Raw genomic sequence first — 16360 nt, forward strand, 5'->3', positions numbered from 1 at the left:
TCAAATTAATAATGCCTTTTAAGCAACAGAAACCAATTCATCGTTTGAAATTTCTTCATAAAAATTGTAGAAGTTTTCAAAATCGTCGGTCAAGTTATAAGCTAAAATTGGTTTGTTAGAATCTTTAACAAATTTTAACACCGCATCGTCTACATTTTCTGAGGCTAAAACAACCGCATCAGCATGCGTGATGGCACCTATTTGTAAACTTTCAGAATCACCATTTTCGAAAGCTTTGGTATCTTTAGCTACCATGTTTGCCATCAAAGCCTTTTTTGCGAAAGTTGCGTTTAGTTTACCGTCAAAGCTTTTATCATAAACAGAATACACTACTTTTGAATTTTTAAAGGTAGGATCGTTCTTGTAATTTGTCTTGATGTAAGTAGGTATCAAAGCACTCATCCAGCCGTGACAATGCACAATATCAGGAGCCCAACCTAATTTTTTTACAGTTTCTAATGCACCAATGCAGAAAAATATACTACGTTCGTCGTTGTCTTCAAAAAACTTGCCTTTGGCGTCATTAAACACGTGCTTGCGGTGGAAATATTCCTCATTGTCTAAAAAGTAAACTTGCATTCTAGCTGCCGGAATAGATGCCACTTTAATAATAAGTGGATTATCGGTGTCATCTATTACAATGTTCATCCCCGACAACCGAATCACTTCGTGGAGCCTGTTTCTTCGCTCGTTGATGTTGCCGAACTTCGGCATCAAAATGCGAATTTCGAAGCCCTTTTCTTGCATTGCCTGAGGCAATTGACGGGTGATTTCAGCAATTTTTGTAAGTTCAAGGAACGGCGACATTTCGTGGGTCACGATCAGCAGCTTGGTTTTTGCCATCTCCATATAAATCAGAAAAATTTTAATTAAATTAAAAAGATATTGTAATGCAAAGGTAACTAAAATAATGTTATTTATCAATAAGACAATCATTTGTTTGGTTTACTTTAGATAAATGCACACCTTTAGCGCAAAAACTGAAATCCTAAAATTGGAAGTAATTCATACAAAAGCTGCGCTCAAAAATTTTGTAACGCAACAAAAAAATAGTGGAAAAAAGATTGCCCTTGTACCAACAATGGGAGCATTACATGCAGGCCATATTTCGCTAATTGACCAAGCAAAAAATTACGCACAAGTTGTCATTTGCAGTATTTTTGTAAATCCGACTCAATTTACAGATGCAAAGGATTTAGAAAAATATCCTCGGCCTTTAACGCATGATTTGGAAATGTTAAGTGCAAGTGGTTGTGACGTTGTTTTTATGCCAACCGTTCAAGAGATGTATCCTAAACCAGAAGCATGGCACATAGATCTAGGACCAGCTGAATTTGTGTTGGAAGGACAATTTAGAAAGGGCCATTTTCAAGGGGTGACACAGATTGTTAAAAAACTTTTTGATTGTGTAATGCCGGATATAGCGCTTTTTGGGCAGAAAGATTTTCAACAAATTTTGATGATAAAAAACATGGTGAAAATATTCGCCATGCCTATTGAAATCGTTACATGCCCAATTATAAGGGAGGTGGATGGGTTGGCAATGAGTAGCCGAAACATGCATCTTTCCGCCATAGATCGGGAGCACGCATTGGTGCTAAGTGCAGCTTTGCGCTTCGTATCAACAAATTTTAACGAGTATAGCATTGAAGTACTCACAGAACTGGCTAGAGATTTTTTTGAAGATAAACATGGGGTCGCGCTAGACTATTTTATCATTTCAAACACAACTACTTTAATGCCGGCAAAATCGAAAAATGAAGGTAACTTGGTCGCTCTGGTTGCTGCCAAAGTTGGCGCAACGCGTTTGATAGACAACGCCATTTTAAATGAGAAATAGGTAGACAACCAAATAAAATACAATAGTGTTAATGGATGTCAGTGCTTAAATAATAGAAGTGTTTCTTTTCGAAGGTTTACTTTTAAATAGTAACTTTGCGCCATGACCATCTCGATATTAAAGTCTAAAATACATAGAGTAAAGGTTACTCAAGCAGAACTTAATTATGTTGGGAGCATCACCATTGACGAAGATTTAATGGATGCCGCCAACATTATTGCAAATGAAAAAGTGCAAATTGTAAATAACAATAATGGCGCGCGGTTAGAAACTTACGTAATAAAAGGGGAGCGTGGTAGCGGCACAATTTGTTTAAACGGGGCTGCGGCCAGGCTTGTTCAGGTTGGCGACATCCTAATTGTTATCTCTTACTGTTCCATGCCCATCGAAGAAGCAAAAAATTATCAGCCAGTTTTAGTATTTCCCGACGATAACAATCATCTCTTAATCTAATGTAGTGAGCACTGCCTTAAAATCGGCGTTAAAAATTACACTTCTATTTTTAATAGGAATAGTCATTTTGTACTTTGCATTTAGAGGACAGGATATAGAAAACATTTGGGAAGAGATAAAAGGTGCCAATTTATTTTGGGTAGTAACAGCTGCATTAATTACCATTGCCGCCAATATTATCAGAGCGCTGCGATGGCAAATGCTCTTTACTTCTCTCGACTATAAAGTAGGTTTTTTAAATTCACTGTCTGCAGTGTACATCGGGTATCTCTCGAATTTGGCACTTCCGAGATTTGGAGAGCTGATGCGGTGCAAAGCGTTAGAAAGACAGGCCAACATCCCTTTGTTTGCTTGTATCGGAACTGTGATAACGGAACGGCTATTTGATGTATTGGTGCTTTTCCTCGCAACCGTGGGAATGCTCATTTTTCAATTCCATGTGGTCGAAGAGTTTTTGAGAGCAAACCTGTTTCAAAGGTTGGTGCAAGCGTTCTCCATAAATCATATTTGGTGGGGAGTTGGGATGATCTTATTTGCTATATTGCTTCTGTTACTTTTTTTCTATTTTATAAAAGAACGCTTTAAACGTCGATTATTACGTTGGTATAGCGCATTAAGGCAAGGGCTTTCTTCCTACCAAAAATTAAAGTCTAAGTCCTTGTTTTTAAGTTACAGCGTTGGCATTTGGATGCTTTATCTACTGGCAGTTTTCGCTGCATTCTTTGCTTTAAAATGTACTTCCAACCTAGGACTTAACTCTGCCTTCACAACAATGGTTTTTTCTGGATTGGCCATGGCTGTGCCGGTTCAGGGAGGAATCGGGGTATTCCATTGGATGATAGCGAAGTGTTTGATGCTGTACGGGATATCCATTACCGACGGCTTAGCCTATGCAACTGTTCTTTATGCAGTGCAATTAGTACCCGTCATGTTCTGTGGTCCTATAGGTTTTGCTATTCTATTTAAGAATAAAGCCAAATAGTTTGCTCGCTCATGTAATTTTTCCTTAAAAACAGTAAGCAAATAGAATCATTTTCGGTATAAATGCTACATTTGGATACAACCAAAATTAAAATTGTTATGCATTTCGAATTGACCGAAGAACAGCTAATGGTACAACAGGCAGCGCGAGATTTTGCACAGCAAGAGCTTTTGCCAGGCGTGATAGAGAGAGATGAACATCAAAAATTTCCTACAGCCCAAATTAAAAAACTTGGCGAACTAGGTTTTTTAGGAATGATGGTCGATCCAAAATATAATGGAAGTGGACTCGACGCCATCTCTTATGTGCTTGTTATGGAAGAGCTTTCTAAAATAGATGCTTCTGCCTCAGTCGTGGTTTCTGTAAATAATTCTCTAGTATGTTCTGGCTTGGAAAAATACGGCACAGAAGCACAAAAAGAGCGATTTTTAAAACCGTTAGCAGCTGGAGAGAAAATTGGAGCGTTTTGTTTATCAGAGCCCGAAGCCGGCTCTGATGCGACTTCTCAGCACACTACCGCAGAAGATAAGGGAGATTTCTATTTGTTAAATGGAACAAAAAACTGGATAACAAATGGAAGCACTGCGTCTACTTATTTGGTTATTGCGCAAACGCACCCTGAATTAAGGCACAAAGGGATAAATGCTTTAATTGTAGAAAAAGGAGCAGATGGCTTTACAATTGGTCCGAAGGAGAATAAATTGGGGATAAGAGGTTCAGACACCCATTCTTTAATGTTTAACAATGTAAAAGTTCCGAAAGAAAATAGAATAGGTGAGGACGGCTTCGGATTTACTTTTGCCATGGCAACGTTAGAAGGAGGTAGAATTGGAATTGCCGCACAAGCTTTGGGAATTGCTCAAGGTGCTTTTGAGCTAGCGTTAAAATATGCCAAAGAACGAAAAACTTTTGGAAAGGCTATTGCTGAGCATCAAGCGATTGCTTTTAAACTTGCAGACATGGCCACGCAAATTGAAGCAGCGAGAATGTTAGTGTATAAAGCAGCTTGGTTAAAAGACCAGGGTTTGCCATATACGCAAGCTGGTTCTATGGCGAAACTTTACGCCTCTAAAGTTGCCATGGACGTAACAATAGAAGCCGTTCAAGTGCACGGAGGCTATGGTTTTGTAAAAGAATACCATGTAGAAAGATTAATGCGCGATGCAAAAATTACTCAGATTTATGAGGGGACATCCGAGATACAAAAAATGGTGATTAGTAGAGGGATAATTAGGTAGACAATGTCATTATATCCTAATTGTGCCGATTTCACACTTGCTCGGTTTTCAATCTCTTTAACATCCATGACGGCGCTAACGACAGAAGCGACATCTCTTTTGTCTTTTTTGCCCGAGGAAGACAGCTGATGGCGTGTGAAAGAACCATTAAATTAGAATTGCTTAACTAAAACCATCTTAATTTTGCGTATTTAAATTCACAGCACACACTATTCGTTTTCCATTTTTATTTTCTTTCCTCTCCCACCACTGCGCCAAAAATTGCTTTTATTACGGCCACAATAATTGCTAAAAATGCTGCGGCAAAGAAACCACTCGTGTTAAAAGTGGTCATTAAGCTGTCAACGAGCAGAATCATTAACACGGTAATGATGAAAGAAACCAAACCCAACGTTAAAAAGTTGATAGGAAAGGTAAGCACTCTTAAAATAAAACCGATGGTTGCATTTGCAAGCGCAATTAAAACAGCGGCAATAATTGCGCTGCCGTAGCCGGCAATCTGAACGCCTGGAATAAGTTTCGCGCCGAGATAGAAAGCAAGACCCGTAAGTAAAATTTCGATAATTAACTTCATAATGATTAGTTTAGATGCATGAGAGCAGGCATAAATAAATGTAATTTTTTGGTTTTTTTTATTTGCTTTTTCAGTTGCTCCAATGGTAACAATCCTACCATCATTAAGTTTTCGACCGATAGTACAGCTGTTGTCGTTAAAAATATAGATAAGGTTAGCCTGCTGCAACTTAAAAACTTACTCGAGGCAGATAGTGGTCTGAACAAATATATAAAAGTTATGAAAGTTTCGCCATCGGGTTCTATTACCGATAATCCGCTTATGTTAGGAACTATTAAAGTGGTTTGTGATTCTCTGACTTTTGTACCGATGGAGAAATTTGTGGCAGGCAACAAGTATATGGTCGAAAGTTTTATTGGTGCGCAGTTTGGTAGCGTTGGCCAAATGCTTAAGGGGAAAGGACAAACGACGGTACATCCTCAGCGTAGCATACTTACGAGATAAATACGTATTTTAAATATCTATAAATAAAAAATTGATTAATAGATATTTAACCGTATCTTTGTCAAAATTAATATAACAAAAAATACAATGCAACAAGGAACAGTAAAATTTTTCAATGAAACAAAAGGTTTCGGATTTATCACTCCATCAAACGGCGACGCCGAAATTTTTGTTCATGCTTCAGGCCTAATTGACAACATTCGCGAGAATGATTCTGTAAGCTACGATGTAGAAGAAGGCAGAAAAGGCTTAAACGCGGTAAATGTAAAAGTGGCTTAATTAAGTAACACATAAATCGTATAAAGCCCCAGCTAAAACTGGGGCTTTTTCTTTTGATAAGGTTTTTTAAAGCGCTATTGTGTTTTTCATTATCGCCAAAGCACCTATCGTTTTAAGGCATTGTTCAATTCGTCGCCCACAAAATCCATAGAGAGGTCATGGTCTGTAAGCACCTTTCCATTTCTATCTACTATTGCAAAATAGGTAATGCTGTAGTTGCTTAGGTTTCTTGCATTCGGAGATTTAGCGCCTTTTAGGTCAGAATATTGCGGCCATGTAAGGTTTTGTGCTTTTATTCCTTTTAGCCACGCATCTTTATCCTTATCGTAAGAAACACTGATAAACTCTACGTCTCTATCCTTAAATTCTTTATAAAGATCAACCAATTCTCTATTATTACTAGCGCTTTTTCCACTGTAAGAAGTCCATGAGATGATGAGATTTATTTTTTTTAGCACCTTAGCTTTGTTAAAAGCTTCGCCTGTTGGCTGGCTCCCTTCAATATTTGGCATCATGCTTCCTTTGCTCATTAGCATTGCAGTGGCGATTTGGCTTTCCAGTACTTTTCCAATTTCGCTTTTCCTTACCGCATCACTTAGCCCATTGTAAATAGTTTTAAACGTTTGTGGGTGTTCTCCAATGTCTGGTGAATTTGTTAATAGAAAGGCTGAAACCTCAGAACCTGGATTTTTTTTCGAAAAGTCCTTAACGATGTCTAAATCCAATGAGGATCTCTCGCCTTGCCAATGGTCTAAATTTTTAGCAAGTTCTGCAACATTTTCTCGGGTAGCGTTACTGAGTGCAGTTTTTGATAGCTCAAACTTTTCGAGAATAGCTTTACTTCGTCCATCTTTCATGGTATAATACTCTATCAATTTTTTCCCTTCTGGCGACGAGGCATCTTTTACCGGGTAGAAATATAAACTCTTTCCGTCAAGTTGTATTTTAGTTTCGCCCTTTTGTAAAAAAATCCAGTAACTGTTTTCATTTCCGCCGTCTTGTACTTTAAGTTCTTCAAAGGTGTTGGTGGGCTGATTTGCTTTAAAAATTTGTGCTTTATTTTCAATGTTGATCACACTTAGCGCTGTTGCTGAGGCTAAGTCATTAATAGACAAAACCGCATTTGGACCAAAGTTAGCCGAGATTACAGAGAATGTTGCCGGTTTTGGGTCGCAAGCGGTTAACATCAGTGCAAGACTGCCAAGTAGAATAAAATATTTTTTCATCGTTTGGTTGTGTTTTGATTAGCTGCAATATAGGTTTTCAAGATAGGTTTTTCAAAGACGGCTTGGCGCCTTTTGATTTTCTTGGCCGAAAAAAGCTCTTTGCTCAACTGGGAATTGAAATTGAAATGCCAAAAAAGTTTTTAGAATGTTTCTAAATAGATTCTTTGTGCCGGTTTTTCCAATATGCTTTATAAATTAAGGCCATAAATAAATACTTTTGCATAACGTTAGATACAAATACTAATCAAATGAGTGGTTTCGGAAATGCTTTCTCGTCCTCGATAGGGAAAAAATATATAATGGGTATTACAGGAATTTTCCTGATACTCTTTTTAATAGTACATTGTTTCATCAACTCCATGATTTTCTTTAACGATGGTGGCTTAACCTTTAACGAAGGCGCTCATTTTATGGCAAGCAATTGGATTATTAGGGCAGGAGAGGTTGTACTATTCTTAGGATTGATTACACACATTGTTCAAGGTTTACGTTTGTGGATACAAAACCGCAAAGCGCGTCCAATTCGGTATGCGGTAACCAATGGAAACGCCAATAGTAAGTGGTATAGCCGTTCCATGGGGTTATTGGGAACATTATTGCTTATTTTTTTAATTGTGCATCTCTCAAATTTTTGGGTGGTTTCTCGTTTTACCGGAATAGACAAGTACGATGGTGTAACTGGGCTTGATGCGAACGGCCACGAAAACTTGTATTTTATAATGCATGCGGTATTTCAAAATCTATCTATTGTTATTTTGTACGTGTTAGCAATGATTTCGCTTTGTTATCATTTATTGCACGGTTTCTCTTCGGCTTTCCAAACATTGGGATGGAATCATGCCAAATACAATGGAATTATAAAAGGTGCAGGTGTTTGGTATGCTGTTGTTATATGCATTCTATTTGCGGCAATGCCGATAGCAATTTATGCGGGTTTAATTAAATAATTAAGGTACAAGGAAATGTCAGATTTGAATTCAAATATACCAGATGGCGATTTGCCTCAAAAGTGGACCAAGTTTCGTTCCTCTGTTGCTTTGGTTAATCCATCTAACAAAAGAAGCTTAGAGGTTATTGTAGTTGGTTCTGGCTTAGCAGGAAGCTCTGCTGCGGCAACGTTGGCAGAAATGGGTTATAAAGTAAAATGCTTTTGTTTCCAAGATTCGCCGCGTCGAGCGCATTCTATTGCTGCTCAAGGGGGCATCAATGCCGCAAAAAACTATCAAAATGATGGAGATAGTATTTATCGCTTGTTTTACGATACCGTAAAGGGTGGTGATTATCGTTCTCGCGAGGCAAATGTACACCGACTTTCAGAAGTAAGCGTAAATATTATAGATCAGTGTGTGGCTCAAGGTGTTCCTTTGGCTCGTGAGTATGGCGGCCTGTTAGACAATCGTTCTTTCGGTGGTGTACAAGTTCAACGTACTTTTTATGCCGCCGGGCAAACAGGGCAACAACTGTTGCTAGGCGCTTATTCCGCATTAGAACGCCAGATTGGAATGGGTAAAGTAGAAATGTATACCCGCCATGAAATGCAAGAAATTGTTAAAATAGATGGTAAAGCAAGAGGAATTATCGCTAGAAATCTACTGACGGGAGAATTAGAGCGCCATTTTGGACACGCAGTAGTGTTGGCATCGGGCGGATATGGAAACGTTTTCTATCTTTCTACAAATGCAATGGGTTGCAATGTAACCGCTGCTTGGAAAGCGTGTAAGCAAGGCGCCTATTTTGCAAACCCGTGTTACACGCAAATTCATCCAACATGTATTCCAGTTTCTGGAGACCACCAAAGTAAGCTTACGCTTATGTCAGAATCTTTGCGTAACGACGGAAGGATTTGGGTACCTAAGAAAAAGGACGATACCCGCAAACCAACCGAAATTCCAGAAGAGGAACGCGATTATTATTTAGAGCGTCGTTATCCCGCTTTTGGTAATTTGGTACCGAGGGATGTTGCATCTCGTGCAGCTAAAGAACGTTGTGATGCAGGGTATGGAGTAGGGAGTTCTAAATTGGCGGTTTACTTAGATTTTAAAGCAAATACAGCGCGTTACGGAAAGATAGAAGCTTCAAAGGCCGGCAATCACAGTCCAGATGAGGAAACCTGTCTGCGTTTAGGTCATGAGGTGGTTAAAGCAAAATACGGTAATTTGTTCAATATGTATGCACAAATTACCGGTGAAAATCCATACGAAACGCCGATGCGTATCTATCCCGCAGTACATTACACCATGGGCGGTTTATGGGTAGACTATAATTTAATGACCACTGTGCAAGGTTTGTACTGTATTGGTGAGGCCAATTTTTCAGATCACGGCGCAAATCGTCTTGGTGCATCCGCTTTGATGCAAGGATTGGCAGACGGTTATTTCGTTCTTCCATATACCATTGGTCAATATTTGTCAAAAGAGATTTCTGTCAAAGCGATCTCTATAGATCATCAAGCTTTTGCCGATGCTGAACAAAGGGCCAAAGCGACCATAGAAAAGTTGGTAAATGTCAAAGGCACAAAATCTGTAGATCATTTTCATAAGAGATTAGGGCTTATTATGTGGGAAAAGTGTGGAATGTCTCGAAATGTTGAAGGTTTAAATGAAGCCATCTCAGACATTCGTGCACTTCGAGATGAGTTTTGGAGAGATGTGCGTGTTCCCGGATCAGCGGATGAACTGAATCCTGAACTAGAAAAAGCTGGTAGAGTAGCCGACTTTTTGGAGTTGGGTGAAATGATGTGCGTGGATGCTTTGGATAGAAACGAAAGCTGCGGAGGCCACTTTAGAGAAGAGTATCAAACGCCAGAAGGAGAAGCGTTACGCGATGACGAAGATTATTCTTACGTGGCAGCTTGGGAATATGAGCCTGGTGTGAACTTTAAATTACATAAAGAGGTACTTAAGTTTGAAAATATTAAAGTAGCACAAAGAAGTTATAAATAAAAATTAGTATCAAGTAGTTAGTATTTAGTATCAAGATGGTTTAGTACTCACATAAATTTATCATTGCGAGGAATGAAGCAATCTATTTATTACGTATAATCTTTACCGATTTAGTGTTTAAATGCTAAAGTCTATATACTCAATACTCAAAAAAAAAGCCATGAGTACAGGAAATATGAATTTAACCTTAAAAGTTTGGCGTCAAAAGAACAGCAAAGCTAAAGGTGCATTGGTAAATTATAACGTTTCGGATATCTCGCCGGATATGTCTTTTCTGGAGATGTTTGATGTGTTAAATGAACAATTAAATAACAAAGGTGAGGAACCTGTGGTTTTTGATCACGATTGCCGAGAGGGGATTTGCGGAATGTGTTCCATGTTTATTAACGGAAGGCCACATGGTCCTAAAGATCTTATCACAACTTGTCAGTTGCACATGCGCTCTTTCAAAGATGGCGATACCATTGTGGTAGAGCCTTGGCGCGCTGCTGCTTTTCCTGTTTTAAAAGATTTAGCGGTAGACCGTTCTGCTTTTGATAGGGTTATTGCAGCAGGTGGATTTATCTCTGTAAATACAGGAAATGCCCAAGATGCAAATGATTTGCCAATTCCAAAGAGGCAGGCAGATGCTGCATTTGAAGCAGCTGCCTGCATTGGTTGTGGCGCCTGCGTAGCAACTTGCAAAAATGCATCGGCCATGTTGTTTGTTTCTGCAAAGATCTCTCAATTGGCGCAGTTGCCTCAAGGACAACCGGAACGTTATCGCCGGGTGCAAAGTATGGTGGCACAAATGGACGCAGAAGGTTTTGGAAACTGTACGAATACAGGCGCGTGCGAAGCAGAATGTCCAAAAGGAATTACATTAGAAAATATCGCAAGGATGAACAGAGATTTTGCACACGCAAAATTTGTTTCAGAAGAGCAACTGTAAAATAGCTTAATTAAGACTGTCAAGTAGTTATCCAAAGGATTAAACTAAATTTCTTGGAAATTAATTTTTTCAAAAATTTGTTTCCGATTATAAAAAAGTTTAATTTTATAAGCCCGAGACAGGAGATCAAACATAAAACCCCATGTAGTTTTACTGGGGTTTTGTGTTGAAATTATAGATAGTCATGCTAAATTCGGTTCAGAATAGCTCATTAGTTAATCTTTAATCGTTCACAATACATCGCTTCGCATTGTCTCAAAAAAAGCTTTGTAAATAATCTTTTTAATTGATGTTTGCTTTTTTTCCTAAATTAAAGTTGACAGCAATAATATACCTCACACGCACAAATTTTCCATTTTGAACTCCTGGATTCCATTTTGGGGTTTTTGCATAACTCTTATCGCTTCGGCGTCAATCTCTTTGCTTACGCCTCTAATTACCTCAATATTCGTTAAACTTCCATCTTTTTCTACAGTAAATGCTAAAGACACCTTGCCTTCTTGCTCCGACCGTACAGCTGCCGCTGGATAATGGATGTTCTGTGATAAGTATTCGTAGAACTTCGTCAGGCCGCCGGGAAATTCCGGCTGTTTTTCAATCGTTCTAGAATCTATAATCTTGTCCTCCTCGGCAGAAGCTATCTCAGTAACGTTGGCAGCCTCGTGATCTCCTTATTGGTTTTTATAAGCGAGAATAAGGACTTCATTTAAATTAGTAAAACCTTCAAGTGGCTTTATTTCTTCCGTTGTAATAAGTCTGGATTCACCAGCAAATGCAAAAACGGTTACAAAAGCGTATTTTCCATCATAGCTTCCATCAAAACCGTGATAGGTTAAGATAGCACTCATTACCTCTTGGTCGCATCCGCTGCCAAGGCCCTTTACAATGGACAGATTGGCCACCTTTCCATTTTTTACGTTGAAAGTAATCTGGCTTTTTCCGGTAATATTATTTGCCCTTGCTTTTGTAGGATATTTTATTGATCCCACCACAAATTTATAAAAGGGGTCCCAATTAGGATCTTTTGCCTTTGGCGAAATATTGGTTATATTTTTTGCCGATATGTTGCGAATAGTCCCAGCGTTGACCCTAATTGAAAAAAAAAGGGAAGCAATTACAACAGTTAAAAATAAATTATTTATTAAGAATTTTAGTTGTATTGATGTTGTTTTTTGTAACACGGAGCGTTTGTTTTCGACGTTTAAATTTGTTTCTTTGATCTAAATTATGCTTTTTCCGTTGTAAAAGCAAAAGCCGACAGAATTGTCGGCTTTTTAAGTTCATCAAATTTACGCTTCGGTAACCGCCAAACCATCAGCCGGATTTGGCGGTTTTTAAAAATTATTCTTTTTGAGGTTCTATTGTTTTAACCCCGACTTTCTTTTTCAATGTAATTATAATCACACCGTTTTTCCCTTTATCTCCGTACAATGCGGTGGCAGATGCGTCCTTTAGCACTTCAACTGATACTATATCATTTTGAGGAATAGTGTTGAGGTCTTTCGAATATACTTTTCCATCCAATATGTATAGAGGCTTGGGGTTAGTTCGCCCGAGTTCGTTGAAATTCAGCATCGTCTTTTTTGGTTTCTCGGCTGCATCGGCCAAACTAAAGCTTACAGCAATATTGTATTTAACTCGCACGGCTTTTTTATTTTGCATTCCGGGGTTCCATTTCGGGCTGTCCTTTATTACTCTCACCGCTTCCTCATTAATTTCTGGACTTGGTCCTCTTAATACTTGTATATCTGATAAGCTTCCGTCCGCCTCTACAATAAAAGTCATAAAAACCTTTCCCTGTACGTTGTCGTTTTGTGCTTTCTTTGGATATTTTATAACCCTGCTTAAGTATTCATAAAACTTTTTCATCCCTCCAGGAAATTCTGGTGCCTTGTCAATTGAAACGAAAGAATAGATTGTATCTTGTGGTTCTGTGTTAGAAACGCTTATATCAGTCATATCTCTTTTATGAGCTGCAGATATATCAAGAGCGATTTCTTCTCTCGTGGTAGTTCCTGCAAGGGGCTGCTCCGTAAAAGTTACTACAGTAACTTTCTTAACGCCATCGCTTGTCTCTGCGGATTTTTTATTGCCTATAAAAAACATTCGTTTCAAATTTTTATATCCATTCGGCGCTTTTAATCCTGTGGTTGGAATTTTTTTGAAGTTTTCGCTTGACGAGAAAGCAACCGATAATGCGTACTTCCCATCATAACTGTGATCAAAACCTCGGTAGGCAAAAATAGCGTTCATAACCGCTTCATCACAGCCATATCCTAATGACACATCATTAGATAAATTAGAAACTTTGCCATTTCTTAAGATAAATGTCACTTGAGTCTGACCTGATAAATTATTTTCTAAGGCGTCATCGGGGAATTTAATACTTCTAGTTAATGCAGCATAAAATTCTTTCCAATCTGCACCAATGCGGAGTGGCTTGCTGATTGTAGATGCATCGGTTTTTTTAGTGGATTTGTTCTCATTTTCATTATTAATCGCCTCTGGCAAAATAGTATTTACAACCTCGATAGTTTTTTCTACATCAACCTTATCTGCAAGTTTTGCAAGTTTTTTATTTTTGTTTAGTGTGGCCGATGACAATACAGCTGCAAGTGTAAACAAGGGTAAGAACATCCCGTATTTTAACAAGGCTATCCTTTTAGATTTGTTTTTGTGTAACATATAAATTCGTTTTTTAATTAAAGATTTCTTAAAAAAGCCGTGCATTAACGCACCAGGCTCTACACCCAATACATTGCTAACAATAAGCACCGCATAAGCATGTTTATCGCCATGGCTATTGGCAGATTCCTCATCGGCCAAAAACTCATGTATGTCTTGAATAGATTTTTTATAAAGGTGAATAAATGGATTAAACCAGTTTAAAATGGTCAAGAATTCAAAGAACAACACATCTAAACTATGGCCTTGCTTTATATGCACCTCTTCGTGCAAAGCAATCGTTTCTGCGCCTTGTAGGTTTGGATCTATTTTTTTAGATCCAAAAAAAGAATAGGCTGCTCCTGCAACTTCTTGAGTTAATAGTTTACGAGTTTTAACCACGTTAATTATTAACCTTATTGTGAAAAAAGTTATCCCGAGAAGGTAAAGCGCTACCAGAAAATCTGTAAAAGAAAGGGTGTTTTCAGCTGGTGCGATAATGGTATAAGGCATCGCATCAAAATAAACCATGGTATGCACGTTGCTGCTTATGGTTTCATTGTAAAGCCAACTTGTACGGCAAAAAGGCAATACCATAGATAGTAGCGCTGCCGTTAGTAAGTAAATTCTATTTAGTTTAAAATAGGTTTCTTTATCTAACAACAGTTTATAGAAAATATAAAATGCAATGAGGTAAAGATTGGCTAGGAGTAAATAGTTGGAAATGCTCATTGTGCTTTGTTTTTAAGTTTGTTTAACATTTTTAAAATCTCATCCACATCACTTAAATCCATTTTTTCTTCCTTAACGAAGAAGGAAACCATGCTTTCTACAGAATTTTCAAAATAGCTGTCCAGCAATTTCTCCGTAGCGAAACGTTTGTAGTCTTCTTTACTGATAATTGGAAAATACTGATGCGATTTGCCAAAAGCCTCGTGGCCTACAAAGCCTTTAGTTTCTAAAATTCTAATAATTGTACTTACCGTATTGTACGCTGGCTTCGGCATCGGAAGCTGTTCTATCACTTCTTTAACGTACGCCTTTTTTAAATCCCACAATACCTGCATAAGCTGCTCTTCTGCTCGGGTTAAATCTTTAATCTTCATATCTTTTTTATTTTGGGTTCGAACTAATAGTCAAACATAAAACTAATTTATTAGTTTTCAAAATAATTACTAAACTTTTAGTTGGTTTTTTTTTGAGGGCAAAGAGATGGTCTTGGCAATTCTAATCTGCAAAAGCCAAGGTGGCAATACTAAGTTTAGCTATGCCGGCATCTTTAAGGGCTTTGCCGCAAGCTTCTATTGTAGCGCCCGTGGTTAAAACATCATCAACAAGTAACACGTGTTTTTTTAAAACTTCGCTTTTGGCATTTACTGTAAAAACATCTTTCATGTTTTCGTATCGATTGTAACGGTTCTTTTTGGTCTGGCTGTCGGTATAAATTGTTCTTTGTAATAAATTGTTGCAGACCTCAGCATTTATTTTCTCAGCTACTCCCGCTGCAATAAATGCACTTTGATTATACCCACGTTTGCGTAGCCTCGCAGGGTGTAGCGGCACGGGTACAATAAAATCTATACCTTTATATAAGGTGCTGTCTAAAAGTCGTTCGCCAAGAAGTCTGCCTAAAAATACACCGATTTCAGTTTTTTCGTGGTATTTAAGGTTATGCATTAGGTTTTGTATGGTTTCGCCCTTTCTAAAATACAGCATCGCCATGGCTGCCTCAAACTCCATTCGGCCCCAAAGTTGCTTAGCCACTCTATTTTCAAAATGTAAATGGTAGTCTGTGTAAGGCAAATGATGCAAACAATGTAGGCAAACCAAACTTTCACCTCTAACCAAAGGCGCTCCGCAAGCGTTGCACAGGTTTGGGAACAAAAGCCCTACCAGATCTTCTAGATAGTTTTTTGCTGAAAGCATGATACTAATTTAAGCATTACTTTTAAAATTAACGACGCTAATTAAATCAACAAGAATATTTTGTGCGCCCGGGCCCGTCATCGGCTATATCTTTGCTTGGCTGACGGCCGCGCAAAGGATTTCGCTGCTACCGTTGGCGCGCCCCGCGCAAAAAGGAAGCCTAAGGTATCCCAATAGCGGTTTTGCTATGAACATTGGCTTTGTGTCGCAAATAAAATATTTCGCTTATAGCTAGCTTCTCGGAATTAATAGTTTTGATTCGGCGCAGAAAAACTTAAAAGTGCTGCGGCTCGTGTCTAAGCTTTGTGCCGCTCCGCGGTTTGGTTGGTAAGCCAATTAGTCCTTTTGTTGCTTAGATTTAATCCTTCGCATAGCCATGGAAATACCAATAACAAAAAAACCTACTATGCTACAGCGTTTTGCGAAAAACATGCAACAATTATTTGGCTGTACTCTTTGCGTGTGTTATTTTTTTCTATCTTTGCAACCCGCTCAGGGATCTGAGGGGAATTACAGCAGAAACATTGAAGGACGGGGAGTTATTTAGCAGGACAGATGGGGCTTGAAAAAGTTTCAAAAAAATAAAAAAAAGTCTTGCACAATTAAAAAACTTCTTTACCTTTGCACTCCCAACTAAAGAGGAAGGGAAAAAGAGTCGGACCGGCGGATGTCGGGAAGGCGTAAAAATAGATTGAAACACACCTAGTCGAGCAGGGGAACAAGAAGACCCCTAGTAAACGAAAGTCTGAAGATATATAAAAGAGAGAGCTGCCGTGAGGTTAAGCGAATAAAAGTTCTTACAAGAGATGTCAAAGTAGCGCAAGCGAGTATAAGGGGGCACCGGCCGCAGTACATGGCCGG

The 16360-nt window shown here is 38.5% G+C and carries 17 protein-coding genes; 9 read left to right on the forward strand and 8 right to left on the reverse strand.

The genetic code is table 11. The features are described 5' to 3' along the window. Positions 1 to 18 precede the first annotated feature (18 nt). Complete coding sequence (locus ACVWYG_RS15905) at positions 19 to 843, reverse strand: glycogen/starch synthase (protein WP_457271489.1); 825 nt, start codon at positions 841 to 843, stop codon at positions 19 to 21. Between the two features lie 115 nt (positions 844 to 958). Here ACVWYG_RS15905 and panC point away from each other — a divergent pair, with 115 nt between their 5' ends. The 4 genes from panC to ACVWYG_RS15925 all read left to right on the forward strand — a co-directional run bounded on the left by panC (position 959) and on the right by ACVWYG_RS15925 (position 4513). After that, the gene (gene panC, locus ACVWYG_RS15910) at positions 959 to 1840 is read left to right on the forward strand and encodes a pantoate--beta-alanine ligase (protein WP_457271459.1); all 882 of its coding nucleotides are present in this window, start codon (positions 959 to 961) and stop codon (positions 1838 to 1840) included. 102 nt (positions 1841 to 1942) lie between these two features. Further along, positions 1943 to 2293, forward strand: coding sequence for an aspartate 1-decarboxylase (gene panD / locus ACVWYG_RS15915; RefSeq protein WP_457271461.1), 351 nt, complete (start codon positions 1943 to 1945; stop codon positions 2291 to 2293). A gap of 4 nt (positions 2294 to 2297) precedes the next feature. Further along, entirely contained in the window at positions 2298 to 3275 is a 978-nt protein-coding gene (locus ACVWYG_RS15920; protein ID WP_457271463.1) for a lysylphosphatidylglycerol synthase transmembrane domain-containing protein, read from the forward strand. A gap of 98 nt (positions 3276 to 3373) precedes the next feature. Further along, positions 3374 to 4513: an acyl-CoA dehydrogenase family protein gene (locus ACVWYG_RS15925; RefSeq protein WP_457271465.1), complete on the forward strand. Its 1140-nt coding sequence runs from the start codon at positions 3374 to 3376 to the stop codon at positions 4511 to 4513. A 226-nt stretch (positions 4514 to 4739) separates the two neighbouring features. On the opposite strand, the gene ACVWYG_RS15930 is transcribed toward ACVWYG_RS15925, so the two are convergent. Continuing rightward, positions 4740 to 5087, reverse strand: a complete 348-nt coding sequence (locus tag ACVWYG_RS15930) for a phage holin family protein (protein ID WP_457271467.1) — start codon at positions 5085 to 5087, stop codon at positions 4740 to 4742. Positions 5088 to 5105: 18 nt separating this feature from the next. Here ACVWYG_RS15930 and ACVWYG_RS15935 point away from each other — a divergent pair, with 18 nt between their 5' ends. Further along, positions 5106 to 5531 (forward strand): hypothetical protein, encoded by a 426-nt coding sequence (locus ACVWYG_RS15935; RefSeq protein ID WP_457271469.1) that lies wholly within the window; start codon positions 5106 to 5108, stop codon positions 5529 to 5531. A gap of 87 nt (positions 5532 to 5618) precedes the next feature. Continuing rightward, positions 5619 to 5810 carry a cold-shock protein gene (locus ACVWYG_RS15940; RefSeq protein WP_354357014.1) on the forward strand — a complete coding sequence of 64 codons (192 nt, stop codon included), beginning with the start codon at positions 5619 to 5621 and terminating at the stop codon, positions 5808 to 5810. A gap of 104 nt (positions 5811 to 5914) precedes the next feature. Here the strand turns inward: ACVWYG_RS15940 and ACVWYG_RS15945 are convergent, their stop codons facing one another. Then, entirely contained in the window at positions 5915 to 7036 is a 1122-nt protein-coding gene (locus tag ACVWYG_RS15945; protein WP_457271471.1) for a TlpA family protein disulfide reductase, read from the reverse strand. A 248-nt stretch (positions 7037 to 7284) separates the two neighbouring features. Here ACVWYG_RS15945 and ACVWYG_RS15950 point away from each other — a divergent pair, with 248 nt between their 5' ends. From ACVWYG_RS15950 to ACVWYG_RS15960, 3 genes are all read left to right on the forward strand, one after another. Then, complete coding sequence (locus ACVWYG_RS15950) at positions 7285 to 7983, forward strand: succinate dehydrogenase cytochrome b subunit (RefSeq protein WP_457271473.1); 699 nt, start codon at positions 7285 to 7287, stop codon at positions 7981 to 7983. A 15-nt stretch (positions 7984 to 7998) separates the two neighbouring features. After that, positions 7999 to 9978: a fumarate reductase/succinate dehydrogenase flavoprotein subunit gene (locus ACVWYG_RS15955; protein ID WP_457271475.1), complete on the forward strand. Its 1980-nt coding sequence runs from the start codon at positions 7999 to 8001 to the stop codon at positions 9976 to 9978. Positions 9979 to 10138: 160 nt separating this feature from the next. Beyond that, a complete protein-coding gene (locus ACVWYG_RS15960) occupies positions 10139 to 10909 on the forward strand; it encodes a succinate dehydrogenase/fumarate reductase iron-sulfur subunit (RefSeq protein ID WP_457271477.1) in 771 nt (256 codons plus the stop codon). Positions 10910 to 11244: 335 nt separating this feature from the next. Here ACVWYG_RS15960 and ACVWYG_RS15965 read toward each other — a convergent pair whose 3' ends face one another. The 5 genes from ACVWYG_RS15965 to ACVWYG_RS15985 form a co-directional block, all read right to left on the reverse strand. Beyond that, entirely contained in the window at positions 11245 to 11550 is a 306-nt protein-coding gene (locus ACVWYG_RS15965) for an energy transducer TonB (RefSeq protein ID WP_457271491.1), read from the reverse strand. A gap of 30 nt (positions 11551 to 11580) precedes the next feature. Continuing rightward, the gene (locus tag ACVWYG_RS15970; protein ID WP_457271479.1) at positions 11581 to 11898 is read right to left on the reverse strand and encodes an energy transducer TonB; all 318 of its coding nucleotides are present in this window, start codon (positions 11896 to 11898) and stop codon (positions 11581 to 11583) included. A gap of 352 nt (positions 11899 to 12250) precedes the next feature. Beyond that, positions 12251 to 14305: a TonB family protein gene (locus ACVWYG_RS15975; RefSeq protein WP_457271481.1), complete on the reverse strand. Its 2055-nt coding sequence runs from the start codon at positions 14303 to 14305 to the stop codon at positions 12251 to 12253. After that, positions 14302 to 14679, reverse strand: a complete 378-nt coding sequence (locus tag ACVWYG_RS15980) for a BlaI/MecI/CopY family transcriptional regulator (protein ID WP_457271483.1) — start codon at positions 14677 to 14679, stop codon at positions 14302 to 14304. The genes ACVWYG_RS15975 and ACVWYG_RS15980 overlap by 4 nt, the downstream gene beginning before the upstream one ends. A gap of 121 nt (positions 14680 to 14800) precedes the next feature. Continuing rightward, the gene (locus tag ACVWYG_RS15985; protein ID WP_457271485.1) at positions 14801 to 15499 is read right to left on the reverse strand and encodes a ComF family protein; all 699 of its coding nucleotides are present in this window, start codon (positions 15497 to 15499) and stop codon (positions 14801 to 14803) included. Between the last annotated feature and the right edge of the window lie 861 nt (positions 15500 to 16360).

The sequence above is a fragment of the Pedobacter sp. UYEF25 genome, assembly GCF_054061655.1.